This is a genomic window from Pedosphaera parvula Ellin514, assembly GCF_000172555.1.
Classification (GTDB): Bacteria; Verrucomicrobiota; Verrucomicrobiia; order Limisphaerales; family Pedosphaeraceae; genus Pedosphaera.
Map to the genome: position 1 here is coordinate 131,358 of NZ_ABOX02000006.1, position 24,730 is coordinate 156,087.

20 protein-coding genes are annotated in these 24,730 nt (G+C 52.0%); 10 read left to right on the forward strand and 10 right to left on the reverse strand.

Going from position 1 to position 24,730, the window contains the following annotated elements:
• Positions 1-18 precede the first annotated feature (18 nt).
• Positions 19-2,178 carry a thioredoxin domain-containing protein gene (locus tag CFLAV_RS06665; RefSeq protein ID WP_202796854.1) on the reverse strand — a complete coding sequence of 720 codons (2,160 nt, stop codon included), beginning with the start codon at positions 2,176-2,178 and terminating at the stop codon, positions 19-21.
• Between the two features lie 97 nt (positions 2,179-2,275).
• Here CFLAV_RS06665 and CFLAV_RS31970 point away from each other — a divergent pair, with 97 nt between their 5' ends.
• The 5 genes from CFLAV_RS31970 to CFLAV_RS36420 all read left to right on the forward strand — a co-directional run bounded on the left by CFLAV_RS31970 (position 2,276) and on the right by CFLAV_RS36420 (position 6,187).
• Entirely contained in the window at positions 2,276-2,992 is a 717-nt protein-coding gene (locus tag CFLAV_RS31970; protein WP_007413902.1) for a CPBP family intramembrane glutamic endopeptidase, read from the forward strand.
• A gap of 35 nt (positions 2,993-3,027) precedes the next feature.
• On the forward strand, positions 3,028-3,960 hold the full coding sequence (locus CFLAV_RS06675) for a thiamine-phosphate kinase (protein WP_007413903.1): 933 nt from the start codon (positions 3,028-3,030) through the stop codon (positions 3,958-3,960).
• Complete coding sequence (gene tsaE / locus CFLAV_RS06680) at positions 3,938-4,390, forward strand: tRNA (adenosine(37)-N6)-threonylcarbamoyltransferase complex ATPase subunit type 1 TsaE (protein ID WP_007413904.1); 453 nt, start codon at positions 3,938-3,940, stop codon at positions 4,388-4,390. The genes CFLAV_RS06675 and tsaE overlap by 23 nt, the downstream gene beginning before the upstream one ends.
• Positions 4,371-5,024 carry a tRNA (adenosine(37)-N6)-threonylcarbamoyltransferase complex dimerization subunit type 1 TsaB gene (gene tsaB / locus CFLAV_RS06685; protein WP_007413905.1) on the forward strand — a complete coding sequence of 218 codons (654 nt, stop codon included), beginning with the start codon at positions 4,371-4,373 and terminating at the stop codon, positions 5,022-5,024. The genes tsaE and tsaB overlap by 20 nt, the downstream gene beginning before the upstream one ends.
• A 158-nt stretch (positions 5,025-5,182) precedes the next feature.
• Complete coding sequence (locus CFLAV_RS36420) at positions 5,183-6,187, forward strand: transglycosylase SLT domain-containing protein (protein ID WP_007413906.1); 1,005 nt, start codon at positions 5,183-5,185, stop codon at positions 6,185-6,187.
• Between the two features lie 41 nt (positions 6,188-6,228).
• Here CFLAV_RS36420 and CFLAV_RS06695 read toward each other — a convergent pair whose 3' ends face one another.
• Positions 6,229-6,456 (reverse strand): YXWGXW repeat-containing protein, encoded by a 228-nt coding sequence (locus tag CFLAV_RS06695; RefSeq protein ID WP_007413907.1) that lies wholly within the window; start codon positions 6,454-6,456, stop codon positions 6,229-6,231.
• A gap of 143 nt (positions 6,457-6,599) precedes the next feature.
• Here CFLAV_RS06695 and CFLAV_RS06700 point away from each other — a divergent pair, with 143 nt between their 5' ends.
• Positions 6,600-7,631, forward strand: coding sequence for a zinc-dependent alcohol dehydrogenase (locus CFLAV_RS06700; protein WP_007413908.1), 1,032 nt, complete (start codon positions 6,600-6,602; stop codon positions 7,629-7,631).
• A gap of 23 nt (positions 7,632-7,654) precedes the next feature.
• Here CFLAV_RS06700 and CFLAV_RS06705 read toward each other — a convergent pair whose 3' ends face one another.
• The 8 genes from CFLAV_RS06705 to CFLAV_RS06740 all read right to left on the reverse strand — a co-directional run bounded on the left by CFLAV_RS06705 (position 7,655) and on the right by CFLAV_RS06740 (position 18,678).
• Positions 7,655-8,287, reverse strand: coding sequence for a DedA family protein (locus CFLAV_RS06705; protein WP_150107305.1), 633 nt, complete (start codon positions 8,285-8,287; stop codon positions 7,655-7,657).
• A 58-nt stretch (positions 8,288-8,345) separates the two neighbouring features.
• Entirely contained in the window at positions 8,346-9,857 is a 1,512-nt protein-coding gene (locus CFLAV_RS06710; RefSeq protein ID WP_007413910.1) for a hypothetical protein, read from the reverse strand.
• 16 nt (positions 9,858-9,873) lie between these two features.
• Entirely contained in the window at positions 9,874-11,370 is a 1,497-nt protein-coding gene (locus CFLAV_RS06715) for a hypothetical protein (RefSeq protein ID WP_007413911.1), read from the reverse strand.
• Positions 11,371-11,433: 63 nt separating this feature from the next.
• Complete coding sequence (locus CFLAV_RS06720; protein WP_007413912.1) at positions 11,434-12,357, reverse strand: uracil-DNA glycosylase; 924 nt, start codon at positions 12,355-12,357, stop codon at positions 11,434-11,436.
• 84 nt (positions 12,358-12,441) lie between these two features.
• A complete protein-coding gene (locus CFLAV_RS06725) occupies positions 12,442-13,128 on the reverse strand; it encodes a YoaK family protein (protein WP_007413913.1) in 687 nt (228 codons plus the stop codon).
• 221 nt (positions 13,129-13,349) lie between these two features.
• Positions 13,350-16,811, reverse strand: coding sequence for an alkaline phosphatase family protein (locus CFLAV_RS06730; RefSeq protein ID WP_007413914.1), 3,462 nt, complete (start codon positions 16,809-16,811; stop codon positions 13,350-13,352).
• Positions 16,812-16,879: 68 nt separating this feature from the next.
• Entirely contained in the window at positions 16,880-17,260 is a 381-nt protein-coding gene (locus CFLAV_RS36425) for a transcriptional regulator (protein ID WP_007413915.1), read from the reverse strand.
• The gene (locus tag CFLAV_RS06740; protein ID WP_007413916.1) at positions 17,260-18,678 is read right to left on the reverse strand and encodes a sigma-54-dependent transcriptional regulator; all 1,419 of its coding nucleotides are present in this window, start codon (positions 18,676-18,678) and stop codon (positions 17,260-17,262) included. Before CFLAV_RS06740 ends, CFLAV_RS36425 begins: the two co-directional genes overlap by 1 nt.
• Positions 18,679-19,259: 581 nt before the next feature.
• Between CFLAV_RS06740 and CFLAV_RS31975 the strand changes: the two genes are divergently transcribed.
• The 4 genes from CFLAV_RS31975 (at position 19,260) to CFLAV_RS06760 (ending at position 24,706) form a co-directional block, all read left to right on the forward strand.
• Entirely contained in the window at positions 19,260-21,926 is a 2,667-nt protein-coding gene (locus CFLAV_RS31975; protein WP_007413917.1) for a response regulator transcription factor, read from the forward strand.
• 41 nt (positions 21,927-21,967) lie between these two features.
• Positions 21,968-22,330, forward strand: a complete 363-nt coding sequence (locus CFLAV_RS06750) for a response regulator transcription factor (RefSeq protein ID WP_007413918.1) — start codon at positions 21,968-21,970, stop codon at positions 22,328-22,330.
• Between the two features lie 83 nt (positions 22,331-22,413).
• The gene (locus tag CFLAV_RS31980; protein ID WP_007413919.1) at positions 22,414-22,908 is read left to right on the forward strand and encodes a chemotaxis protein CheW; all 495 of its coding nucleotides are present in this window, start codon (positions 22,414-22,416) and stop codon (positions 22,906-22,908) included.
• Between the two features lie 55 nt (positions 22,909-22,963).
• Positions 22,964-24,706 carry a methyl-accepting chemotaxis protein gene (locus tag CFLAV_RS06760; RefSeq protein ID WP_007413920.1) on the forward strand — a complete coding sequence of 581 codons (1,743 nt, stop codon included), beginning with the start codon at positions 22,964-22,966 and terminating at the stop codon, positions 24,704-24,706.
• Positions 24,707-24,730 lie beyond the last annotated feature (24 nt).

A 24,730-nucleotide genomic window follows, 5' to 3' on the forward strand; every position in this document is an offset into this window, starting at 1 on the left:
CGGATTGGTTTTGCTCTCTTATTTGAGCAATTGTTTGACCTTGGCCGCGTCGCTGGTTGGAGCCTGACAGGCCTTGGCGGTGCAAATATAAACAGTCGCTCCCTGTTTCGCCGGTAAAGTCCTGGCAAACTCCTCGACGGGTCCCACGTTCCCCAGAACCACCTTGGCCGGTTGATACACGGAATGGGCTGCACGCAATAGCTTTTGAGCTTCGGGCTCGGCCCGATTACCTGCAATCACGACTCGTTTGGGTTCCTGCAGTGAAAAATCCACGGCCATCAACATATAGGGAACTGCTTGCGGAAACCGTTGCAGTCGATCCGCAAATAATCGCATCGTTCCTTCTGCCGCTTTCCGATAATCGGCACGGTCAGTGATCGCCGCCAGCTTCAAAAGAGTCAGCGTGGCAACGGAATTTCCAGAAGGTTCTGCGCCATCGTAATCTTCCTTGATGCGAAGAATAAGGTCCGGCGCGCCTGCACTCTGCCAAAAACCTCCTTCTGCTGGATCGTAGAATTTCGCGATCATCGCATCCGCCAGGGAAATCGCAAATTCCAGATGCCTGGGATCGAGAGTTGCTTCGTAAAGATCCACGACTCCGTTCAAAAGAAAGGCGTAGGTCTCATGGAGTTGCGCGGTATCCCGCTCACCATCGCGCCAACGATGATAGAGAGTTTTGGTTTTGGCATCCCAAAGTTTGCTCTGTAAAAAAGACAGATTGTGTTCCGCTGCGGTGAGATACTCTTTATCTCCCAGGACCGCATAAGCGCGAGCAATGGCGCTGAGCATCAGTCCGTTCCAGGAGGCTAGAATCTTATCATCCAAATGTGGTCTTACCCGCTTGCTGCGGGCGGCAAACATTTTCTGCTTCGCTGACTGAAGCAAAGGCTCGTCCGCCCTGGGCAGGTTGGAATCGACGATGCTCAGAACATTCTGGTTCGGCAGCGGCTCAGGATCGCTGTGGTCTACAAAGTTTCCTCCCTCGGTAATCCCAAAATATTTCACCGCCACATTGAATTCCTCCGGGGTCAGCAATTTGGCCAATTCCACTCGTGTCCAGCAATAGAACTTGCCTTCCTTGCCTTCGCTGTCGGCATCTTCCGCGGAGTAAAATCCGCCTTCCGCATGGGTCATGTCCCTTAGAACATAACCAATCACATCCCGCGCGGTATCAGCGTAACGGGTTTCACCACTCACCAGATAGGCGTCCAGATACAGGTTCACCAACTGGGCATTGTCATACAACATTTTCTCAAAGTGCGGCACCAACCACTTGGCATCGACCGCATAGCGCGCAAATCCGCCGCCAATCTGATCATGAATGCCTCCACGCGCCATGTGGTCACAGGTGTTGAGCACCATGGCAATCGCTTCCTGATCATTGGAATGCACGCCGTATCGCAGCAGGAAGGCTGGCTGGCTCGGTTGAGGGAATTTCGGCGCATCGCCAAAGCCTCCATTTCGCGAATCGTACATCTCCTTGAGCTGACCTGCGGCCTTGTTCAGAACGGCTTGCGTTAAAGCCAGGCCATTGGTCGTCTCCTTCGCCGTCATCTGTGCCAGTTGCTCGTGCAGTTGCACGGCAGAATTGGTCACGTCGCCATGTCGCGTCTCCCACAACTGGTTAATGTGCTTCAATAAATCCAGAAAACTCGGGCGCCCATATTTGCTCTCGGGGGGGAAATACGTGCCGCCGTAAAACGGCTTCAGGTCAGGGGTCAAAAAGCAGTTCAACGGCCAGCCCCCCTGTCCGGAAGTGGATTGCACGAAGGTCATGTAGATTTTATCCACGTCCGGCCTTTCCTCCCGGTCCACCTTGATGCTGACGAAATGTTCGTTTAGATACTTCCCGATTTCCTCCTTTTCAAAAGACTCCCGTTCCATCACATGGCACCAATGGCAGGTGGAGTAGCCGATGCTGAGGAAGATGGGTTTGTTCTCTTTGCGCGCCTTGGCAAAGGCCTCTTCCCCCCAGCCATACCAGTCCACTGGATTATACTGGTGCTGCAACAGGTAGGGCGACTTCTCGCGAGCGAGGCGGTTGGTGTGAGTATGGACTGCGGATTTGGTTGTCACAATAATCTGAGGCTGAACGTTCTTTAAATCATTGCCACACGCAGCCATTCCTTGCAAAAGAACCAGCGAGCAGCCAATGGCGGCGAATTGTTTAAAAGCCACTTCCAAACCATAATCCCTTCATACGCGCAGGGCAAAGCAAACATCCTTCGAATTTTTTCCATGGTCACCACCCTCGGCCATGTTATAGCTTTGCTCCATGTTGTCTGAGAGACCATGGAAAGTAGATGCCGTTCTCCGGCTGGTGTTCGGCATCTTTACATGCGTCTGTACGATCTTGTTTATCTCAACCCTGTTGCAACAAGTCGTATTGCATCGCAAGTTTGAGGAAAATTCCCTGCCCTATTTTCTTGTGGGCACTTTGAGTTTACAAGGCTCAATCCTCGTGGGAATCGCTTACTTTATTCGCTGGCAAGGGATATCATGGACCGAGGCTTTTGGATTTTTTAGACAGGGTTTGCCCAGGGTGATAGCTTGGGGATTGGCCGTGGGGCTGCTGTTTCTTCCCATCGGCTATTTATTGCAACTGGTCTCAGTAAACCTTCTGCAATTGGTTCACTACAAATCTGCCTCTCAGGAGGCAGTTCTCAGTTTGCAAAAGGCTAACTCCATGGGCGCGCGTGTTTATCTGGCTTTTTTCGCGACCATAATGGCTCCGGTCGCGGAAGAATGTCTGTTTCGCGGCATTCTTTATCCTACAATTAAAAAATATGGCGGCACGTCCATCGCTTTATGGTCAACCTCTCTGGCCTTTGCGGCCATCCACGCCAATCTGCCCATTTTCATCCCCTTGACGGTTTTTGCCATGGTCCTGACCTGGCTTTATGAAAAAACGGACAATCTTCTGGCATGCATTATCGCGCACGGCTTGTTCAATACGATCGGTGTTATCGCGATTTTAAATCAACCTGCTTGATTTGGCGTTGCCACAACAGATAGTTAGTTTTCGACATGAACGAATTTGAGCTGATTGGAAAGTTGACCCGCTCGCTTCCAGCTAATAAATCGCTGGTTACCGGTGCGGGAGATGATTGTGCTGTTTTGGATCTGGGAATTCCCGACCGCCTGGTCTTGTTCAAAACCGACGCCGTGGTGGAAGGTTTTCATTTTACCAGCGAAACACCTCCTGAAAAAGTCGGACGCAAGGCGCTGGGCCGTTGTATTAGTGACATCGCTGCCATGGCCGGTACGCCTAATTCCGCCCTCATTACTCTCGCCTTGCCTCGGCATTATGATTTGGATTATGTCGAAGGTATCTATGCCGGCCTGGGCGAACTCGCGCGTAAATTTGACGTTTCCATCGCGGGCGGGGAAACCACCACCAATCCCGAGCGGATATTGATCTCCATTTCCCTGCTGGGCACGGTGGAACGGGAAAAATGTATCTTCCGTTCTGGAGCCTTGGCCGGAGATGCCATTTTCGTCACCGGCGAATTGGGTGGTTCGATCAGCGGCAAGCACCTGGATTTTGAACCGCGTCTGACGGAAGCTCACTGGCTGCGAGACCATTTTGCCATTCATTCCATGATTGATCTGAGTGATGGTCTCGCGGGCGATTTGCGTCATTTGTTGAAAGCCAGCCATGTAGGCAGTGAATTGATGGCTTCGGCCATTCCCGTCAGCCGCGAAGCCAAACTGGCATCCAAGGCGGAGAGCTCTGCCAAGCCTCCTCTGCTGGCAGCGCTTACCGATGGTGAGGATTTTGAGTTGCTCTTCACGATTGCAAGCAAAGATGCGGTGCCTTTGCTGGATGGCTGGAAGCATCAGTTTCCCAAGGTGAAATTGAGCTGCATTGGCAAAGTCACTGCTGGTGAAGGAATCAACCTCCGGGACAAGCAAGGTATTCGTCCGTTAACTGCCCATGGCTACGTTCATCTCAAATAGTCCCGCTGAAACAATTGCCCTCGGCGAAAGTTGGGGGCGGGATGCAAAAAGTGGACTGGTCATCGCGCTGTCCGGAGACTTGGGAGCGGGCAAAACCCAATTGACCAAAGGCATCGCCCGCGGCTTGGGAATATCGGATCGGGTGCATTCCCCCACCTTCGCCTTGCTGAATCAGTATGGCGGTGGTCGATTACCTCTTTTTCACCTGGACCTTTATCGATTGGAAACACCGGACCAGATCATTGCTGCCGGATTGGAGGAATATTTCCATCCCGCAGGTGTTTCGGTAATCGAATGGGCCGAGCGTTGGTTTTTGGCACCAGCCGACTTCCTCGCCCAGGCCGCCAAGGGGACACATCTGCGCCAGGTCCGACTGGAATCAATCACGGAAACCGGGCGCCGCATTACCTATGAAGACTTTGGCCATTGAATTTTCCACCGATCAACGCAGTGTGGCGGTGCTCGAGGATGAAAATGTCCGTGGTGCGGCCATGGAAACAGCGACTCGTGAAACCCATGCTTTCGCGCTGATCGAACAGGCGCTGGCACAGGCCGGGATGCAGCGCGAGGAAATTGAGTGCCTCGCCATCGGCATTGGTCCCGGTTCCTATACCGGCATCCGTGCGGCCATTGCCATCGCCCAGGGTTGGCAACTCGCGCGACCAATTCAACTGGCTGGTGTTAGTAGTGTGGAGAGCCTGGTTTTTGAGGCTCAACAGAAAGCGATCTTTGGCAAAGTGGACATTGTGATTGATGCCCAAAGAAATGAATTTTATCTGGCGAATTACGAAGTGAACGCAACCGGTTGGCGGGAAATCGAGCCTTTGCGACTTGTAACACTGGATCAGGTTAATGTCCGGCTTGGAGCTAACGAGATCCTCGTTGGACCCGAGGTAACCCGTTGGTTCAAGGACGGAACCGTGCTGTTTCCCTCCGCCAACAACCTTGGCCGGCTTGCGGCTGCTAAAAAGTCCTTCCTGACTGCCGAAAACCTGCGACCTATTTATTTAAGGGAAGTCAGTTTTGTCAAAGCACCGCCACCTCGAGTTATTCCGGTAGGATGATGGGGCCTTAGGTTGGGATTTATTGCTGCCTAAACTCTTGATAAATTCAGCAGTAAGGCTATAACAATGATCGAATTTCCGTGCACCTGGTTGCTTGAGAATATCAATCAACCAGGAACTTAAAGCGTCACCATTCATGAGCCTGGTCACTTATAAGTATGAGATTGAAGCCTTTTCCGCAAATTGAGTTACGCCGATCCACCTCCCTGGCCTTGGCAATGGTTTGTCTGACTTTGCCCAATCTCCTGCGGGCTGAGGGCGACCCTTCTGCCGCTGTCTCCGCCCCACCACCGGCAGGCATTCCCGCAGACTCCGCCCCGATCAGGAGCCCGGAGGATCTGGCGCGGGAGAAGGCCATCGCGGAGTTCACGCAGCGGATGAAGGATGCCAATTATCCGGCCCTCTTCGAAAAGGCGGCCAGTGAGTTTGGCGTGCCCACCGATGTCCTGGCGGGCATTGCCTTTGCCGAAACCCGGTGGGAACACCTGCAGTGGCCGCCCGGGGAGACGGTGTCCCCGGAAACGGGCATGCCCCGGCCCTACGGGATCATGTCCCTCTGGGATAATGAATACTTTGGGCACAGCCTCCTGGATGCCGCCAAATTGATCGGCAAGGACCCGCAGGAGCTCAAGGATGATCCCTACCAGAACATGCGCGGGGCGGCCGCGCTTTTGAAGCAGCTCTATAGTGAGACCCCCAAGCCCGCCGATGCGCCAGGGGATGAGATTGAGAGCTGGCGCAAGGCCATCGTGAAATACAGCGGCATCCCCCAGCCCGAACTGAGTGAACAGCATGGCTTGGAGGTTTATGAGTACATGAACGACGGTTACCACCAGTATGGCATCGAATGGGAGAAGCACCCGGTAAAGCTGGAGGCCATGCGGGCGGAAGTGGCCAAAATCAAGGCGGATGCCCAAGCCCTGGCTCTGGCCAAGGAGAAAGAGCAGGAAGCCAAAGCTGCAGCCAGCAATCCTTCTCTAAAAGTGGCCAACAAGTCCCAGTCTTCCGCTCTGGAATCCAAACCTGCTGTTGCTGCCACCGAGGCTGTTCCAGCCTCTCAGCTAAAGCAACGCTGGATCTTGGTGTCTGTTATTCTCGGGCTGCTTGCCGTTGGCGCAATCTATATTTTCACCAGGAAACCGCAGAGCAGGCCGCGCAAGTAGGTTTCACTACTTTCATTCCTGCTCCTTGGCAGCCCGGTGGCTCAGCGCCAGAAGCCGCGCACCCAAACCCAGCGGTTATGCCGCCAAATGTAATGGCCGGGCACCCATTCCGCAGTAGGATACGGTCTGAATCCGCGCTCTTCCACCACTGCAGCCGGCGGCGGTGGTGCGGCATTTTCCCTGACAACTACTTCGCGGGTTACGCATCCGGTAAGCACGGTGAAAGTGCAAACGAGGATGAGGGGTGAGATGTTCACGAATTTTCTCATGTTTTCCTTCCGACGGCGTTCTCAGCGCCGTTTGTTCCTGAATTATTGTCCTTAAAATTTATGCTCCCAATGTCCAGTTCGCAAATGGGGTATCTCCATATTCCGCTGGCTCAACGGCTCTCATTTGCCCTAAAGTATGTTTGATGAAAGCAGCAGTTCTTTACGGGCAGGAACAGGTTCGAGTTGAGGATATCGCTCCTATCGCTTTGAAGTCAGGTGAAGTGCGCGTCCAAATTGAAGCTGCCCTGACTTGCGGCACCGACCTCAAGGTTTTCAAGCGCGGCTATCATGCCAAGATGATTGTTCCTCCGGCGGTTTTTGGCCATGAGCTTGCCGGCCTGATCTGCGAAGTCCATCCCGACGTCAAAGGGTGGTGCAATGGCGACCGCGTCGTCGTGGCCAATTCCGCTCCTTGCGGGCAATGTTTTTACTGTCAAAACAATCAGGAAAATCTTTGTGACGATCTTCTCTTCCTCAACGGAGCTTATGCCGAATCCATCGTCGTTCCCACCCGGTTGGTGCAGAAAAACATGTTGCGCCTGAAAGGTTCAACCCCTTTTCGGGATGCAGCCCTCACCGAGCCGCTTGCCTGTGTCGTTCAAGGTGTCGAAGATTGCCGGCTTCGCACCGGCCAACGAGTCCTGGTGATTGGTGCCGGGCCGATCGGCTTGATGTTCGTGGCCCTGGCAAAAAATGCGGGCTGCATTGTCACTTCTGCCGGCCGTGGAGAAGTGCGTTTGCAAGCTGCCCGCCGCCTCGGTGCGGATCATGTCATCGATATCGCCAATCAGGACAATCTGGTGCAGGCCATCAAATCCCAATCAGAATCCGTTTTCGATGTGGTGATCGAGGCCGTTGGCAAACCTGAAGTGTGGGAAGCCGCTGTCCAGTTGGTGCGCAAAGGCGGTGTCGTGAATTTCTTTGGTGGTTGTCCCTCCGGCACAAGTGTGTCGCTCGATACTGCCCTGATTCACTATTCCAATCTTACTTTACTGGCGAGCTTCCATCACACTCCCAAGGCTATTCGCCGGGCTTTGGAATTGGTGGAGCAGGGAGTCATCCGGTCTGAAGACTTCGTCAGTGGCGAATGCCCGCTTACTCAATTGCCTGATTTGTTCAAATCCATGACCGCAGGCAATCGCGCCGTGAAGACGCTCATCCGGGTTAAGGAATAATCTCCCGGTTAAAGGGAGTTCGCTTACTTTTTTGCCGGGCTTTGCTTCATGTGACGATGCACGAAGAAGTAGTAGATGCCGCCGAGCACGAGCATGATTCCGGCAACCCATAGTGCGATGCGATGATATTCTCCGCGCATCAATTCTTTATCTTCTCCCATCCTGATGCCCAACCAGCAGAGAATGGCGCACCAGATTCCCGAACCGAGAATGGTAAAAAGCGAGAACAGCTTGTAATCCATCCGAACGATACCTGCTGGAATTCCAATCAAATGACGGACCACTGGCAGCAATCGCGAAACAAAAATACCCATGGCCCCGAACTTGGTCGCCCAACGTTCCGCCCCTTCAATCTTCTCCGGCGAAATCATAGCGTAACGTCCATACCGCATCAATAGTGGACGGCCACCGATTCGCGCCACCCAATACATGATGGTAGCTCCCAGCCACGACCCGAAGGTTCCGGCCAGCACAATGCCGATCACACTCATGTTGCCCTTGGTATAAGCCAGATGTGCCGCCGGTGGTATGATGAGCTCGCTCGGCAAAGGCAGGATGGTGCTTTCAGCCGCCATCATCAGGACGATCAGTGGATACTTCCAGCTTTCCAACTGCGCCATGTACCAGGTCATCAATGAACCAATTAGTGCTTTCAAGGTGCGCTGTTTTAACGGGAAACCGATGGGGCTGCAAGCCAGCAGTGGCTGAGGAATGCTACTTCTTTATCGCTCTGGTGCTTTTGGAAGGTGAATTTGTTCTATATGCTTCAATCTCCTCCGGAGTAGCCGGTTGCGGCCAAACCGCATCCCGCCCTTTCAGCCAATTCTTATTTACGGTTGAAGCCGGTTCCGTTGGTGTGGCATCTCCGCCATTGTCCTCACCATCCTCGCCCACGGAATAAAGCAGAAATTCTCCGTTCGGTTTCACTTGATATCGCAAAGGCTCTCCATCCATCAAATCGATGGGAACCTTTTCAAGAAATTCTGGAATCAAGTTTTGCAGTTTTGAAGGATATGTTCCATTTAGTAGATGATAGCGTTTCAAGGCAATGGCCGTTACGAGCAGACGCCTGCCAGTCTCCGCATCCGCAGATTTAATCAGGCACTTTCTGTAAATTCCATCATCACCTCCCGGTGTTAATAGGAAATGTTTGCTGATCCGGGCCACCTCCTTGTTGAGATTTGTGATTGTATTATCGTATTCCCTGAGAGCTGGAATGAAAACGCCTGTTGTTTTAACAGCACGGCAATTTTCCAGGACGGCTTGCAAGACTCTCATATGATAAAGCTCTTCCCCGTAGGACCCGGTCCACTTCCATGCCCAGTATTTGGGATAACGTTCAATCACGGCCGTGGCCATTGCACCTAGTGTGTCTGGCTGTGGCCTCGGCGCTCCAGTGCTGAAGATAGTCATCTGCGCGGCATAGGATTTTCTGGCCAGATTAAGTGTATCGATTCGGATGGCCCTCTCCATCGCGAAAGCATGTTCCACCGGTCCGAACATGTCCATGTTCTGCCACCTTGCTTGCAGTTCTGAAAGCTGCGCATCGTTCCACTGTTTATATTGTAAGGCTTCCCAGGTTGTGGACATGGCGATTCTTGCCATGGCTATTTTGACCAAATGGCTGATTTCTATTGGTTCCGTCTGGTAGATTTTGACCAATTCCACTGATGACATCAGATTGGTCCACGCATCGGTAAAGTCACGTTCGTGCAGTGCGACAATAGTGGAGCCTGATGCCAGTTGTTCGGCTCTCTTGAGTTGTGCCAGATGTGGCAAAAGAAGATTTGGTCCCTGGGAATAATCCAGATTGTAGTACAGTGCGGGAACCTGGAGAATTTCGCGAAGACTTAAGAGCGAGTTCCGATTCGCCTTAACCTCCGCGGTCAACCTCGGCCAGATGTTTGTCCGACCCTCAGCAGCCAAAGATTCCTGCTGGGAGACGACCTCGGCAAGTCCCGGGGCAATGAACGGCATGGGTGAAACGGTATTGGAACCATAGACAAAAATACCGTTCGCGTTTAAGAACACTCTCGCAGCATTCGGGGTTTGTGGTGGAGTCGCCGGAATCAATTCTTGATAGGTCAGTTTCTCCCCTTTGGCGCGAAGTTCCCGCTTATAATTTTCAACGGCCCTCTTGGAGCCAGAGTGTGGTAAAAAGACAGTGACAAATCCAAGCAGGATTACTGGAATCAGGACGAAGAGAATTTTGATTCGCAGTTTCACTCCTTAAGATTTTTACCTATTTCTTTTGAACTTTGGGAGATGAGTTCGTTCGATATGCCTCAATATCCTCCAGAGTGGCAGGTTGCGGCCAAACCATGTCCCGCCCTTTCAACCAGTTCTTGTTTACGGTCGAGGCGGGTTCGGTAGGTGTGGCATCTCCTCCATTGTCTTCGCCATCATCGCCTACCGAATACAGTAGAAAACTTCCATCTGCTTGAAGTTGATACCTCAACGGCTTCCCATCCATAAAATCAATGGGAACCTTCTCGAGAAATGTAGGAACCAGATCTTTTAATTCCGATGGATACTTTCCGTTGCAAAGTTGGTAGCGCTTCAGCGCAATGGCTGTCAGGGCTATACGTCTACCATTCTCTGCATCTGCAAACTTGATCATGCAATCGCGAATACTCTGCTCTCCCTGCGGATCTTCAAAATGGTCACTGCTCTGGTCAAACTGCTGGTTAACGTTCGTCATTTTGGTAGCGTAGTCCATCAAAGCAGGAACAAAAGCATTACTGAATTTGGTGGCGCGGCAACTTTCAATGGTTGCTTGCACGGTTTTCATGTCGTAGAGCTCTTCTTGATAGGACCACAACCATTTCCATGCACAATAATGGGAATACCTTTGAGCTCCGTGAAGTAGTTGATCTAAATCGAAAGAATCATGTTGGAGTGTGGCATTTTTCCCAAACATGCCTGCCGGATCGTAGTACGATCTCCTCGCAAGTACAAAGTCGTCCATTTGAATGGCTCTCTCCATTGCGAAAGCCTGTTCAAGGGGACCAAACAAATCCATGTCCTGCCAATTGGCTTGCAGTTCTGCAAGTTGTCCGTCATTCCATTGTTTACATTGTAAAGCCTCCCAAGTGGTGGCGACGGCCATGCGGGCCATGGCCAACTTGACGAGATGGCTGATTTTAAGTGGTTCGGTCTTGTATCTTCTCACCAGCGCAACTGTTGTGATGAGATTTGTCCACGCCTCTGAGAAATTTTGTTGGTGCAGGGCTGCAATGGTGGAAGCTGAAGCCAATTGCTCAGCAGCCTTTAGCGGTGCCAAATGTGGCAACAGGGTCCCGGAGCCCTTGGAATAATCCAATTTGAAATATAACGTCGGGACTTGAAGAATTTCTCGAAGGCTCAATATGGCATTACGATTTGTCTCAACTTCGGCGATAAATTTGGGCCACACGTTCGTCCCGCCATCGGCCGAAAGGGTTTCCTGCCGATAGGCGACCAGCGCACGCCCGGGGCTGATAAAACGCATCGGCGCAGTAGAGTTGGAAATGGAAACAATAGCGCCGTTCGCCCCTAGAAATGGCTTTGCGGCATCCGGGGTCTCTGGCGGAGTTGCCTGGATTAGTTCTTGATACGTCAGCTTCTCACCCTTGGCGCGGAGTTCCCGTTTGTAACGTTCCACCGCTCTCTTGGAGCCTGCATGGGGTATAAAAGCAATGATAGTTCCAAGCAGGATCACTAGCACCAGGACGATTAGAATTTTGACGCGCAGTTTCACTCCTTAAAATTTCCGTTAGTCTGCGTCCACGGCTTTGGCAAAGCAACTCTTCTCCCACTGTGCCTACCCCTTGAGGAAGAAACCGTGCTGCTTTTCACTGATCGGCATCCCCAGCTTCTCCATGACCGCCAGCATATCTTCCCACACTCTGCGCTTTTCACTCATGGCCTGGTTGCGCAACAGATACGCCGGATGATATGTCGGCATCAATGGAATGCCACGATACGTGTTCCAGGTGCCGCGCAACTTGGTAATGCCGACCGTCTTTCCCAGCAAGCCTTCCACGGCGGTCGCGCCCAAAGCCACCAACACTTTCGGTCGAATCAAATCAATCTGTTCGTGCAGGTAGGGAATACAGGTCGCCATTTCCTCTGAAGTCGGTTTGCGATTTCCCGCGCTCTGACCCGGCGTGTCGGGACGGCATTTCAAGATATTGGCAATGTACACATCGCCGCGTTGCAAGCCCATCGTCTGAATAATCTTCGTCAGCAACTGGCCGGCCTTGCCGACGAACGGTTCACCCTGTTCGTCTTCGTCCGCTCCCGGCGCCTCACCCACAAACATCAATTGGGCATCAATGCTGCCGACTCCAAAAACAACATTCTTTCGCGAGGCAGCCAAATGCGCGCATTTGACGCAACTCATTGCGCGACTGCGGAGGTCAGCAAAAGCAGCAACCTTGGCTTCAGGAGAAAGTGGCGCAACAGTGATCGGAGTTTCTGCCGGAGATATCGGGAAAAGAGCTGCTGGTTTAACTGCGGGTATTTCCACTGGCGCGGGCACAGGTGCAACAACGGCTTGCCTGACGGCCGGAGCAGGGGAGGGGACCATCCTTGCCGGCGCAGGCGCGGGACTGGACGGACGCGGACCATTGGCCAATGCTGTCAAACCTTCCGGTTGCACCGAAACAAACCGCACACCCCGGGCTTTTAATCCCTGGAGGTGCTGGATCGCTGCCTCGAGCAATTGGTTATACGCATCTGACATCGTGATTATCCTAATTCTGATTCTTCAAAGTGCACGAAAATTCTAAGGTCGCTGGCACACCGATTCCTCCTCCCCATCAAACAATTAACCTGGTCGTGACTGGTTCTGAAATTTATGGAGGTAACGACGGTAAACCGCATAACCCAATCCGGTAAACCCCGTCAACACGGCAGGAAAAAACAAAGTGTTATATTTGAAATATTTGAAAGCGGATGCTCCCGCCCCACCACCGAAAAAAAAGGAACAGAGCAGGATCAGGTACAACAGAATCCTCCGCCTATCCACCGGGATACGGCGGATGTAATGGCCAATAAAAATCCCCAAATCCGTAAATATGCCGGACACATGAGTCGTACGCAGCACAGCCCCGCTGTAAGTGCTGGCCATGCCATTTTGTAGCCCGCAGGCGCTCGAAGCAAGATAGTCTCCCAGCGGGTTCGACCGATTCAAAAGCGGAACGGCTGCAAAGAGCAACAGGGATTCAATCAGCAGCGCCACCCCATACCTTCCGCCAAGCTTTAGTGTGCTGTCCTGGATTAGAATTCCGCTGAAGATGCTTCCCGCAAGAAAAGAAGCTGCCACTGCGAATAAGCTCACGGCTGTGCCGCCTTCGCCAGTTGCGATTGCTATACCCAGGAGGGTGGTGGTACCGGTCAGATGAGTGACTGCCTGATGTCTGAAGCCCATGTAGCCAACCGCGTTGATCATCCCGGCAATGAATGCCAGAATCGACCCGCCTATCCAGACCCAGCGCGGCAACTTGTTAATCATACATTCCAACCCCGGTGAATCAGAACCTGTCCCGTCTACACAGGTTAATTGCGCTTCCTGTTTTCTTCGGTCTGGCTCGCGCGGTCAAGCGAGTTGTGTGCAAATATGAAAGCTCATATCGCCCGGGATCGACCTTATCCCAAAAAAGACATCGGGAATATTTATGAACCCAGGTAACTCCTTCGGGGTTCGCTCACTCAGAAAACGGTTGAGGTTGGCGGCTAATCATCGTCATCGTCCTTTGAGGTTTTTGTGATTACCAACCCCAACTTTTTCAAACCCTTTCCATGAGCCCCGGCAAACTCACGCGGATAGCGGACATTGCCCTTGACCGAATGCCAGAGGATTCGATTCAGGGTATTATCATCAGCCGCATCGGGTTTGCTGAAATCCAGTTTCATGCTTTTCTTTGCCCAATAGCGCTCCTCGGCTGTCATCTTTGCGGCCGTGGTACCAGGGTTCATCGTGTCCAATGGAATGTTATTGGATAAAGCCGTATAGCCGGTGAAATCGGGCACATTGGTAAAACAATCAAACATAAGAGGTCCCATGGCATCCATCTGGTTCATCGGGGGTATTCCCATGATTTGTTCCATGGTATGCAATACGCCGGTTTGATTATAGAACGTGCTGATTGTCTGGCCGCGCTTGGTGTAAGGGCTGATTACCAGGCAAACGGAACGGTGGCCATCGACATGATCCCAACCACTCAAGGGATCATCCTCGATGACGAAAATTACTGTGTTGCTTCCAAAACTGCTCTTGGTGACTGCTTCCACTATTCTGCCCAATGCCAGGTCGTTGTCGGCAACCGAAGCGGTTGGGATCGGGTATCCAGGAGTATTGGCCACTGTGTGATCGCCTCCCAACCCCATTATATTGAAGGTAGGCCAGAAACCATTGGACTGCGCCACCTTGAGTTCCCTGATAAACTTATCCGCACGGACCACATCAGGGATAGTGAGGGTGAAGCCGGGATAGTTGGTGGAGCAATAGGGTTTTAAAGAATCAATATTAACGTAGTTGGCAAACTGGAGCTGAGTCCCATTGGTGTAGGCAGCATAAATCTGCAGCCAGGTGTTGCCACCGGGTCCGCTGACGTAAAGCTCGCCATAATTTCGGAATGAAAGTCCATGCGCCAGCACATTGTTCCAAATGAAACCTGAGGAGGAGTAAGTCAGTGCGTCATCTCCGTACGGATAGCCCCGCGTAAACCCTCCAAAAGACCTTTCCAAATGATCTGTAACATAACCCTCAGTTGACCATGAATGTCCGTCTGCCGAGTTAACACCGTTACAATAATAGTTATCCAGCAATACATATTGGGCCGCAAGGGCATGGTGATTGGGACTGACATTCTGTGGATAGAGGCAAAAATCTGGCCAGCCGTTCCCTTGAGACATATCTCCCAAAATCTGGTCATAGGTTTTATTCTCTTTGATGATGTAAAGGACATGTTTGAAAACGGATGGGCTGCCCAGTTTTTCCGGGACGGGAACCGGAGCTTTAGGCGCGGTAGCGGTCGCGTAAGCCTTCAAAATCTGAGGAACACGGCCATTCTCTTGAACCCTGGCTGTATACTTGCTCAAGGATTCCTTATTGGGAACGGGAATAATATTCATGCTGCCAATTTGGGTATTCACAACAGGTGGTACTGAACCAAGCCCCTTCGCGCTGGCGACGAATAAGATGTTACTCGTGGCCAGCACTGACCCAGGATACCAATCAGTTGGGATAAATCCCTGAACCAGGCTGTTTGTGTGCTGCGCGTTTGGTAGTTCAACAACTGCAATGGCGTTGTTGCCGCCACTGGCTACAAAGATATCTTTGCCATCTTTGCTCAAAGCGACGGCATCGCTTGCACTGCCAAATGGAAGCTGGGAATCAGGGCGTACCTGAATAATCTCCTTCACTATTTTGTGAATGGTGTCAATGACTGTAACGGTGTCCGAATTGGCATTGGCCACATACAGAGTGCTCCCGTCCGAGCTTAATTCGATATCCGACGGATGCAGACCGGTGGGAATCTCTGCCACTACAGAATTTGAAATCAAGTTTACTATCGAAACCGTTCCACTTGAGCCGATGCCTCGCTGATCCACCACCACCTGGCTGCCTGCTGATAGTGCCGTAGTGTCGCCGGGCAAGGGCCGCCTCCCACCCCAATCGGAAACATACGCCACCGAATTATCCTGGGAGAGCACGATATCCCAGGGAGCAATGCCCACGTTGATTTGTTTGGTAACAGTGCCACTGGCCAAATCGACCACAGCCACAATATTACTTTTTCCCACACATACATACGCTTTGCTGCCATCGGACGAGAGTGCAACCCCGCATGGGTCTGTATCTGCTCCGATCATGCTTATGGATCTCGACCAGGACAGCATCCCATTCGTGCCGACCCCGGCTTCATGCAGCGAATTAATTGCGTCCGTCACATAGACATGCAAACCATCCTTGCTCACTGCAATGCCATGCATCGAAGCGCCATTATTTTGGGGATAATTCAAGAGTTGCATGATGTTCAACGACGCAACATCCACCACCACCACATTCAGCATGTTTTTTACATAAATCGTTTTTCCATCCGGTGACAGTGCTAAATCCACCGGACGTCCGCTTAATCGGATGCGTTGACCTGCACTTTGGACGATCTGTTTTGTTGGCAACACCTGCGCGTCGCCAGGCAATTGACCCACTCTGATGTCAGGTTGAAACTCACTCACCCGATAGACGGCCGATGATCCATTAAAGGGAATCGTCGCATTGAAATTTGTGAATAATCCGCCGGCGTACTGCCAGAGTGGAATGTTAATGTCGGCTGCTTGTTGAACACGAAAAGGTCCGTTGCGCCCGGTCCAGTTCAGGGTTACCGAAGAACCGTCCCTTCGCACATCCGAAATTTGGATTGCCGCGTTGCCTGGTGGAATGCCCCGGGCTTTCGCACTCCCCAGTATCCCAATCGACTCCTCGTCAAGGCAGCCATCCAGAAATTGAATGCTGTTGACATACCCAGGCTGGGTGAACCCTGGCGAGCTAATGCCTGCTGTAAAAAGAAGCGCCGTCGGTCCCAAGGCATATCGGCCATCTATGCCTCCTGAGATAAACTGCGTGCCCACCCTTACTCCATTGACATATTTGGTAAGTTGTTGGCCATCTGGGGCAGTCAGATCCACTACAAACGCGATCCGATACCAAGTGTCAGGGAAAAGCTGGCCGTTGAAATGCTTTTCAGTGCCTAAGGCATTTGGTTCTAATTTGGTACTATTATCGCTAACATAGAATTCGGCATCATTCCCATCGTGATTGAAGGGATCAGTTTGGAACAGTGCGCGCCAATGACCAGTGCTGGAAGTGGGGAACATCACATCCATGATCAAGGTATATTGGTTCACGAAATATCCGCCACCATTAGGATTTGCTCCATGTCTCATCAAAAAACCCTGCTGGATTGAATTGCTGCCGAAGCTCATCACACGCGCTCCTTCCTGGGCGATGAGCACGACCGGAAAGGTGGTTTGACTCGCCGTGTCACCGAAATATTCCAGATCGGTTCCCACGGTGGCCCGCAGGTCGCCGTGATCAAAGTCCCATTGACCCGTGACATTGGCACTGGCAAATGCCTTCGCAGAAAAGGCAATCCAAACAACCAGACATATAATTCGGAGTAAACCTCCCATATTAAGCAAATGAAAACGACCGTTAACGAGTCTTGACTGTATGGTTTATGTACATTTGAAGTCCAGATCTAAAAACTATCAAACCTGGCTTCCCTGGAGGTGGTTCCCTCGTTAGGGTTTGAAACTGCAATGAAGTTTGCTATAGGTGTTGCGTACGTACTCGCGCACCGTCTCGATGCTGATGCCCAGGCGGTTGGCAATTTCCTTGTAGCGGCAAATTCGGCCAGCAATGCCAGTGTTTGCTGCTCGCGGCGGGTAAGGTTTGGCAGTGCTGACTTTGCAGTCTCGATAGGTTGAAAGTAATGCGCCGCCTTGTCAGCCATCTGGCGCGTCAACGGTACGCCCCCGAGTCGGGCCTCGTTGATGGCATCCAGCAGTTTTTCACTGGTCATCCGTTTAAGCAGGTAACCACTGGCTCCAGATGTCGTCCGGGCTGAAGGGTGACGCATTATTGAGCTTGCTGATATTTTTGCAATCGACGATGAAAGGCAGTGCGCGAAAGCCCCACCATCGTGGCAGCCTTGCTCTTGTTTCCATTTGCGCTGGCCAACGCCTCGAAGAGTTTTTGACGTTCGAGCGTGGCCAGATTGAGCGTTCCCGTTTCAGCGGAGGTTTGGCCGTTTGTCTTCGATAACGTCAACGGCGCACCTGATGCAGGAGCATCGGTCGGGTGCTGGAGACGCTGCTCGGATCTGTTTAAGGACACCAAATCAGCCAACTGAATCAGCGATGTATTGGTGCTGATAACGGCACGCTCGATCATATTGCGCAGTTCACGGATGTTACCGGGAAAATCACAGTTTTGCAGATAGTCCACCGCTTCAACCGTAAAACCAGTGAGCTCCTTTTCGTAGCGCCGGGCATAATAATTAAGAAACTGCCGCGCAAGTATCAGCATGTCCTCCCGGCGTTCCCTTAATGGTGGCATCCACAATTCGACGACATTCAAACGGAAATAAAGATCTTCTCGAAACCGACCTTCACGCACCAAGCCTGGTAATGACTGGTTCGTCGCCGCAATTACTCGTGCCGACATCGGTATTGTGCGCTCGCAACCCACGCGCTTGAATTGTCGGGCTTCCAATACCCGCAAAAATTTTGCCTGGAGCGAAAGATCCAGTTCGCCGATTTCATCGAGAAACGCCGTTCCATTGGCCGCAGCCTCGAAAAGGCCCTGCTTGGAGCGGAGAGCCCCGGTGAACGATCCTTTCTCGTGCCCAAAAAGTTCACTCTCACACAGATCGCGCGGGATTGTTGAACAATCAATCTCAACAAACGGTGCCTTGTTTCCCCAGGTCAATTCATGGATACGTCGTGCGACCACGCTCTTCCCTGTCCCAGTGGGACCAGTAAGAAGTACCGTAGTGTCCGGATAGCGCGGTAGATTCCGAATTTGGGCGTCCACCTCACGCATTGCTTTGGAGTTTCCGAAGCTATACCCACCGGGGAACCAGGAGATCGGATCAGGCTTGTATTCGTGCCGAATAACCTCACGGGCAGCACCATTGGTTTCAAAGATTGCCCGAACATGCGCAGATAATTGCTTCAGGCTGAAGGGTTTGGTGAGATAATCGTTCACCCCGCTCTTCATGAGGCTGACTGCCGTCTCAAGATTTGGATTGCCGGTCAAAAACATTACGAGAATATCCGGCTTTTGAGCCCTTAACCGGCGAAACAAGTTCTCTCCGCAGACGTCAGGCAATGAATAATCAAGGAGGGCCAGATGGATTGGCGTTGTTTGAAAGATGCTCATTGCTTCCCGCCCGGACCCGGCGGTGAACATGTTGTAGCCAAACTGCTCGAGCTCGCCCGTAATCAGTTCCAAAATCAAAGGATCATCATCTACAATGAGCAGGTTCGGGTTCATTCAGTTGAAGCGAGGTATCGTTATGCGGTGAAGAGGCGAATGTCAAGCAATGGCTGGCTGAAAGCGGCCAGATTAGATTTTCTTTTATGGTTCGCACCTCGCCAGCTTGGCAGCGACAAATCGCTCTGGTTTTCCGGCATTCGTCGCATGCCCAAGGTACACCTGAAAAGACTTTAAACTGTTCGCTATAAGTCACAACGCCTGTTTGGTGAGGGCTCGTTTAACACCCATTAAAGGTGTTCTGAGATGTATCCCAACATTCGTTATGGAGGTGTATTTGTTGCCAGGGGCTAAGTCTCTTCGTGATTATATTTGAAACTCACCGATGCCTGTTTTCGATGGCTTATTAGGCATTCTGCTTTGCCGTGTCTAATGTCTATACACAGTATATGTGGTTCGTTCCTGTTCAAGTGTGCGACTCCGCTCGCTTGTGTGCGAAAATGCACACTGAATCGTTCAGTCGCTGGTAGCCTTTCCGTTTAGAATTCAAAAATTGGCGCAAATATCGTGCTTTCGAGGGTTTACTTGGAAATTAAAATCAATTTGGCACGCGGAGTGCGACAGGAGGCTCACAACGAATCATGAGCAGCACTCAAAAAATCTTGGTCGCGGATGACAGTTTGACCATCCGCAAGCTCGTCGAAGGTGTCCTCACCAAGGACGGCTATGAAGTGGTTACCGCTGTGAGTGGGGCAGATTGTCTGGCGAAAGCTGTATCCGAAAAGCCAACTCTCATCCTGCTTGACTATATTTTGCCCGATATGCAGGGCACAGAGGTTTGTCGAAGCCTTATTAATTCGCCCGATACTTGGGAAATTCCGGTGCTGATGATGAGCAGCAATGGAACGGCCATTCGGCAGCTCTATCAGGACCTTAATAACGTTGCAGATTATTTGACCAAACCTTTTGCGCCGAGTGTTCTCAAAGCGGTGATTGGGCAGCTCCTGCGTAAGGAAATGCCTGCTGAGCACGGTGAAACCTCGACCAGGCAAACCACTGCTCAGAGCGAGCCTCCGGCAGTAGCGCCTCAAGTTGAGAATGCTGTTCCCTCAGCCTTCATGGACAAAGTTACCCGCCTTTTGAGCCTGATGGAGAATGCTCCTGCGGTAGCCGCTTCCGTTGAAAAGGTGGAGAAGGTGGCCCCGGAAAAGGAGCCAGCTCCCGCCGCCCAAGTGCGAAAAACCAAATCACGGCGCCCTGCCAAAAAAGTTTCTATTACTCCTATTGGTGGGGATGCGTTGCTCCGGAAACTCAAGCTTGCCGTGCAAAAACACCTGCGGCCGCTCATCAGGCAGATTCCAGAGTGGGAGGCGTCTCGTGGGAATGGGAACGCAGAAGATTACTTTCTTCATCGCCTGCTTGCAAAAGCCGTCCTTCAGGATTTGAGCGCGGATGTATTGCGAGCTACTGGAGCCCTGTCAAATACCGATGGAGCCTGGCGTTGTCCATCTGCTCTGGTGACACTTGATGCAGGACTCCGGCACGTTCATGCCAGCCGCGCCACTGGCGAACTGCGTATCGAGATGGGGGAGGAAACGGTGTTGGCATACTTTGAAAACGGCAAGGCGTTACTGTTGACCACCAACCACCCGCGTCAATATTGTGCCGGTGCCGCATATGATTTTCAGTCGTTGCCGCACGCGGCCATTACCGAGGCTGTCAAGGCACAGGAGGAGCAGGGTTTGCCATTCTTCGTTTCGCTTCAAGCTGGCGGACATTTGCCACAGGGGACCCCGGTTGACGAACTTTTACGCGCCCAAGGCGAGAAATGCCTGGCTCGTGCCTTTCAATCCCGTGAATCGCTCATAACTTTTCTTCCCCTCGCTCAGCTTCCTCCCATGGCGCTTGCGCATCGTCTCGATGTGCCGATCACCGAGTTATTACTTGCTTGCTATCGCTCGGTAGATGATTGGTTCATCATAGATAAGGCATTACCTGAGAAGAATACCATCCTCGTATCCTCCGTTGAATCAGGAAGTGAGCACAGTAATCTGCCCCTGAACGACGAAGAGTCATGCATATTGGAAGCGATTCGCCCGGGGCGCACGATCATCGAACTCACCGAAGGAAGCAAGCTCAAGCCATTTGAAGTTTACCACATTCTCTTCTGCCTTTTGAAGCTTGGACTTATCCGTTCTGCGCAGAATAGTGCCCCGGGAACGGAAAAAGTAGCTTCGTTGCCCTCGCCAAGTGAGAGTGAGGACGCCAGGTTGAACGAGCAAACGAGTTCGGTTTTGGACAATGGCAATTCAGAATCTTCCATGACGGAGGCTGTTCCTTCGAGCCCGGTTGCCGTTTCGAATGAACATGACGCTTCGCAGCGCTTATCAGAATTGAGTGAGGTTTTGAAAAATTTGTCGCCGGTTACGGAAGAACAAACTTCCTTCTCCGGCCACACCCATCTCGAGACAAAGTCCCCCAAGATGGATGCTGTTCCCTCGTGCCAGGTTACAGTTCCAAATGAACATGACGCTGCCCAGGTCTTATCCGAGGTGAGTGAGCTTGCGGAGAATTCATCGCCCGTTGCGGAAGAACAAACTTCCTCCTCAAGCCATGCACATCCCGAGAAAGAGTCCCCCAAGACGGATGCTGATCCTTCGAGCCCGGTTGCAGTTCCAAATGAACATGAGACTGCCCAGGTCTTATCCGAGGTGAGTGAGCTTGCGGAGAATTCATCGCCGGTTACGGAAGAACAAACTTCTTCCTCGATCCACGCCCATCTCGAGACAGAATCCCCCAAGACGGATGCTGATCTTTCGAGCTCGGTTGCCGCTTTGGATGAACAAGACGCTGCCCAGGTCTTATCCGAGGTGAGTGAGCTTGCGGAGAATTCATCGCCCGTTGCGGAAGAACAAACTTCCTCCTCCGGCCATGCACGTCCCGAGACGGAGTCCCCCAAGACAGATGCTGTTCCCTCGATCCCGGTTGCCGGTTCATATGAACAAGACGCTGCCGAGATATTATCCGAAGTAAGTGAGCTCGTGAAGAAATCGTCGCCGGTTGCGCAGGAAAAAACCTCCTCTTTTGGCCGCGAACATCTTGTTTCTTCTGCTCCGAATATGGTCGCCGCTTCAGAGGGCCATGATGTGTTTCAACGCCTGTCTGTAGTGAGCAATCATGATTTGAAGGATTCTTCTACTTCAACCCGTCCTGAGAACGATTTGACTTGCCCCAGCGATGAACATGCGGGTCATGGCTCCTCAGTCATTCCCTTTCCTGGTTTTAGGCGGTCAGATCTTTCCGCATAAAAATATTTCCCAAAGCACCGCCTAATAATTCAGCAAAACATATGGCTAAAATTCTGATTGTTGACGACCTACCAACCGAAGTGCAACTAATGCGTTCCGCAATTGCCAGTCTTGGTCACTCGGTTGTCGTGGCTACGGATGGCGAACAAGCTGTCGAGATGGCTCACCGCGAAAGCCCGGACTTGATGCTCCTTGATGTGGTGCTTCCCCGCATGGATGGTTTCCAGGTCTGCCGAAAAATAAAGAAGGATCCAAATACTTCGAACATACAGGTGATCCTTATCAGTTCGAAGACCCAGGAAAGTGACAAGTTTTGGGGCCTCAAACAGGGGGCAAACGCATACATCTTCAAGCCGTTCTCGCCCCAGGAACTGGTTGACGCTGTGAAGAAAAACCTCCGCTAACCTTTTGTCGCTGAAAAACCGTATGAGCTTAAGATCGACGCAAAAAGAAAGTTCGGCGCAATTTTGATCTCAATGGCTTTTTAATGAAAACTCTTGAACCAACAATCTCCGAGACCGGGCACAGCATCGAATCAGAGGTGCCTTCCAGGTTTTATGCCGCCTTTTATCGTCGCTCGCAGCTTTTTGCGGTGGATGTTGAACTCGTGCGCGAAGTGTTGCCGGGGCAACCGCTTACTCGCGTGCCACGCGCCGTGGAACAAATCATCGGCGTGCTGAACCTGCGAGGCGAAATTCTCCCGGTCGTGGTTATCGATACGCACCTTGGTCTGCCCGCCGTGGTAGATGATCCTTCGCTGCCGATCCTGGTGCTGCGCCGCGGAGATTTGCTCGTGGGATTGAGAGTCGACGCCGTGCAAGGAGCGATCAGCATTCCGACTGGTGAAATCCTTTCGCACCCAGCTTCCGGAGATAAGGGACATTTAACCGGCCTCTGGCAGCCCGAAGGTCGTCCCCCGGTAACTCTGATTGCCGCCATGAAACTTATTGAAACATTTTATCAACAGACATCAACGAACTAAAAGCATTCTCAACTTATTTAAACTACTTCCATACCTCCTCAGCCCCATTTAATCTATGAAAAGCAAAACTTCGACCCAAACTACGAATCTCGCTCAGGAAAAGGCGCTCGGAGGAGGCCTGTACCTCCTGCTGGGCATCAGCCTTGCTCTCGGTATCGGGGCGGCAACCTTTACGCTTTATCAGTTCCGGCATGCCAATCAGGTTTACAGCCGGATGATCAAAGAGGACGTTGCCCGTTTGGATGAAGCCCGCCGCATGCAGGTCAATTTCCAAAAGCAGATATTCGAATGGAAGAACGTCCTTCTGCATGGACACAAGTCCGAGGACTACCTTGCATATACCAAGAGCTTCTTCGCCAATGAAAAAGCCGTTAAAGATGCAGGTGTGGGCCTGCTTAAGGCCGAAGAGCCCGGTTCCCCGGTGGCCGAGGCGCTTAAAAAATTCACTGAAGCTCATCGGCAGGTGGCGGAGCGGTATCGCCAGGCATTGGATTTCTACAATGCACATGAGCAGGACGGCATCGCTGCCGATGCTACTTTCGAAAACATAAATCGCCCGCCGATGCTCATGCTCGACGAAGCGGTCAAGGCGTATAGCAATCGCTTGATTTCAGAATCCGCCACTCAAATGGACACCGCCAGCAAAAGCCAGGTGTTCGTCATTATCATTCTGCTGGCAGTTTGTGGCGCCGGTATTCTATTGTTCAACTACCTTGCAAAATTCGTTAGGAATTTCAACGCCCTGATCCATTCACAGCTCTCGGCCAAGGCTGAGATCGAGACGCACAACCAGCGGCTGCAGGAACAGATTCGCGATTTGCTAAGAATCGTGGCTGACGCTTCCGATGGTGATCTTACAGTGCGCGCCGCTGTCACTGAAGGCGCCATGGGCAATGTGGCTGACGCGGTGAACCTGATGTTAGAGAATGTTGGCGGTTTGCTGAAGGAAGTTCAAGCGGCTGCCGGACGTGTGGCCACCTCGGCGAATGATATTCAGATTTCTTCAGAACAACTCTCCGAGGGTTCAGTGAAGCAATCGGGTGAGATTATCAACACCACCTCCGCAGTGCAGGAAATGGCTGCGAACATTGAATCGGTTTCCAACAACGCCGCCGCCGCTGCAGAAACCGCGCATCGAGCCCGGGAAGCAGCTGAGGTCGGTGCCAAAGCCGTGCAACAAGTCATGGAAGGCATGGACCGAATCCGCCAGAACGTGCAGGCGGGTGCAAAGAAGATTAAACGCCTCGGTGAGCGCTCCATGGAGATTTCGACCATTGTAAATACGATCGGCCAGATTTCCGCGCAGACGGACATGCTCGCGCTGAACGCCGCCATCGAAGCTGCTCGAGCTGGTGAGAACGGGCGCGGGTTCACCGTCGTTGCAGAAGAAGTACGCAAGCTGGCAGAACGCACGGCGGCTGCCACGAAGGAAATCGAGAAACTCATTGCCGGCATCCAGGCTGAGACCAATGAATCCGTGTCTGTCATGGAACAGCAAACGGCTGAGGTGGAAGCGGAAAGCAGGGTCGTCGAAAGCACTGGTGGTGAACTGAGTCGAATTCACGAATCCTCCATCCAATCTTCTGAGTTGATTCGTGAAATTGATCAGGCTGCCAAACAACAGGTGCGTGGCGCCGTGGGAGTTGTGAAGGCGATGGAAACCGTTTCAGCGATTGCTCAACAAGCTCAAGCTGGCGCGAGTCAGACGAAGCTAGCCACGGAATCTCTGGCTGCTCTTTCAAGCGAGTTGCTCGAAAGCTTGAGCAAATTCAAGATCGCGACAAACGGCTCCAACTAAGCGTCGAACCAGTCGTTTCAACAA

Bases quoted from the DNA above. Each gene is read 5' to 3' on its own strand.
- CFLAV_RS06695 (WP_007413907.1), bottom strand. From the start codon at position 6,456: ATGAGAAAATTCGTGAACATCTCACCCCTCATCCTCGTTTGCACTTTC.
- CFLAV_RS06750 (WP_007413918.1), top strand. From the start codon at position 21,968: ATGGCTAAAATTCTGATTGTTGACGACCTACCAACCGAAGTGCAACTA.
- CFLAV_RS31970 (WP_007413902.1), top strand. From the start codon at position 2,276: ATGTTGTCTGAGAGACCATGGAAAGTAGATGCCGTTCTCCGGCTGGTG.
- tsaB (WP_007413905.1), top strand. From the start codon at position 4,371: ATGAAGACTTTGGCCATTGAATTTTCCACCGATCAACGCAGTGTGGCG.
- tsaE (WP_007413904.1), top strand. From the start codon at position 3,938: ATGGCTACGTTCATCTCAAATAGTCCCGCTGAAACAATTGCCCTCGGC.
- CFLAV_RS31975 (WP_007413917.1), top strand. From the start codon at position 19,260: ATGAGCAGCACTCAAAAAATCTTGGTCGCGGATGACAGTTTGACCATC.
- CFLAV_RS06740 (WP_007413916.1), bottom strand. From the start codon at position 18,678: ATGAACCCGAACCTGCTCATTGTAGATGATGATCCTTTGATTTTGGAA.
- CFLAV_RS06720 (WP_007413912.1), bottom strand. From the start codon at position 12,357: ATGTCAGATGCGTATAACCAATTGCTCGAGGCAGCGATCCAGCACCTC.
- CFLAV_RS06700 (WP_007413908.1), top strand. From the start codon at position 6,600: ATGAAAGCAGCAGTTCTTTACGGGCAGGAACAGGTTCGAGTTGAGGAT.
- CFLAV_RS06730 (WP_007413914.1), bottom strand. From the start codon at position 16,811: ATGGGAGGTTTACTCCGAATTATATGTCTGGTTGTTTGGATTGCCTTT.
- CFLAV_RS06725 (WP_007413913.1), bottom strand. From the start codon at position 13,128: ATGATTAACAAGTTGCCGCGCTGGGTCTGGATAGGCGGGTCGATTCTG.
- CFLAV_RS31980 (WP_007413919.1), top strand. From the start codon at position 22,414: ATGAAAACTCTTGAACCAACAATCTCCGAGACCGGGCACAGCATCGAA.
- CFLAV_RS36425 (WP_007413915.1), bottom strand. From the start codon at position 17,260: ATGCGTCACCCTTCAGCCCGGACGACATCTGGAGCCAGTGGTTACCTG.
- CFLAV_RS06675 (WP_007413903.1), top strand. From the start codon at position 3,028: ATGAACGAATTTGAGCTGATTGGAAAGTTGACCCGCTCGCTTCCAGCT.
- CFLAV_RS06760 (WP_007413920.1), top strand. From the start codon at position 22,964: ATGAAAAGCAAAACTTCGACCCAAACTACGAATCTCGCTCAGGAAAAG.
- CFLAV_RS36420 (WP_007413906.1), top strand. From the start codon at position 5,183: ATGAGATTGAAGCCTTTTCCGCAAATTGAGTTACGCCGATCCACCTCC.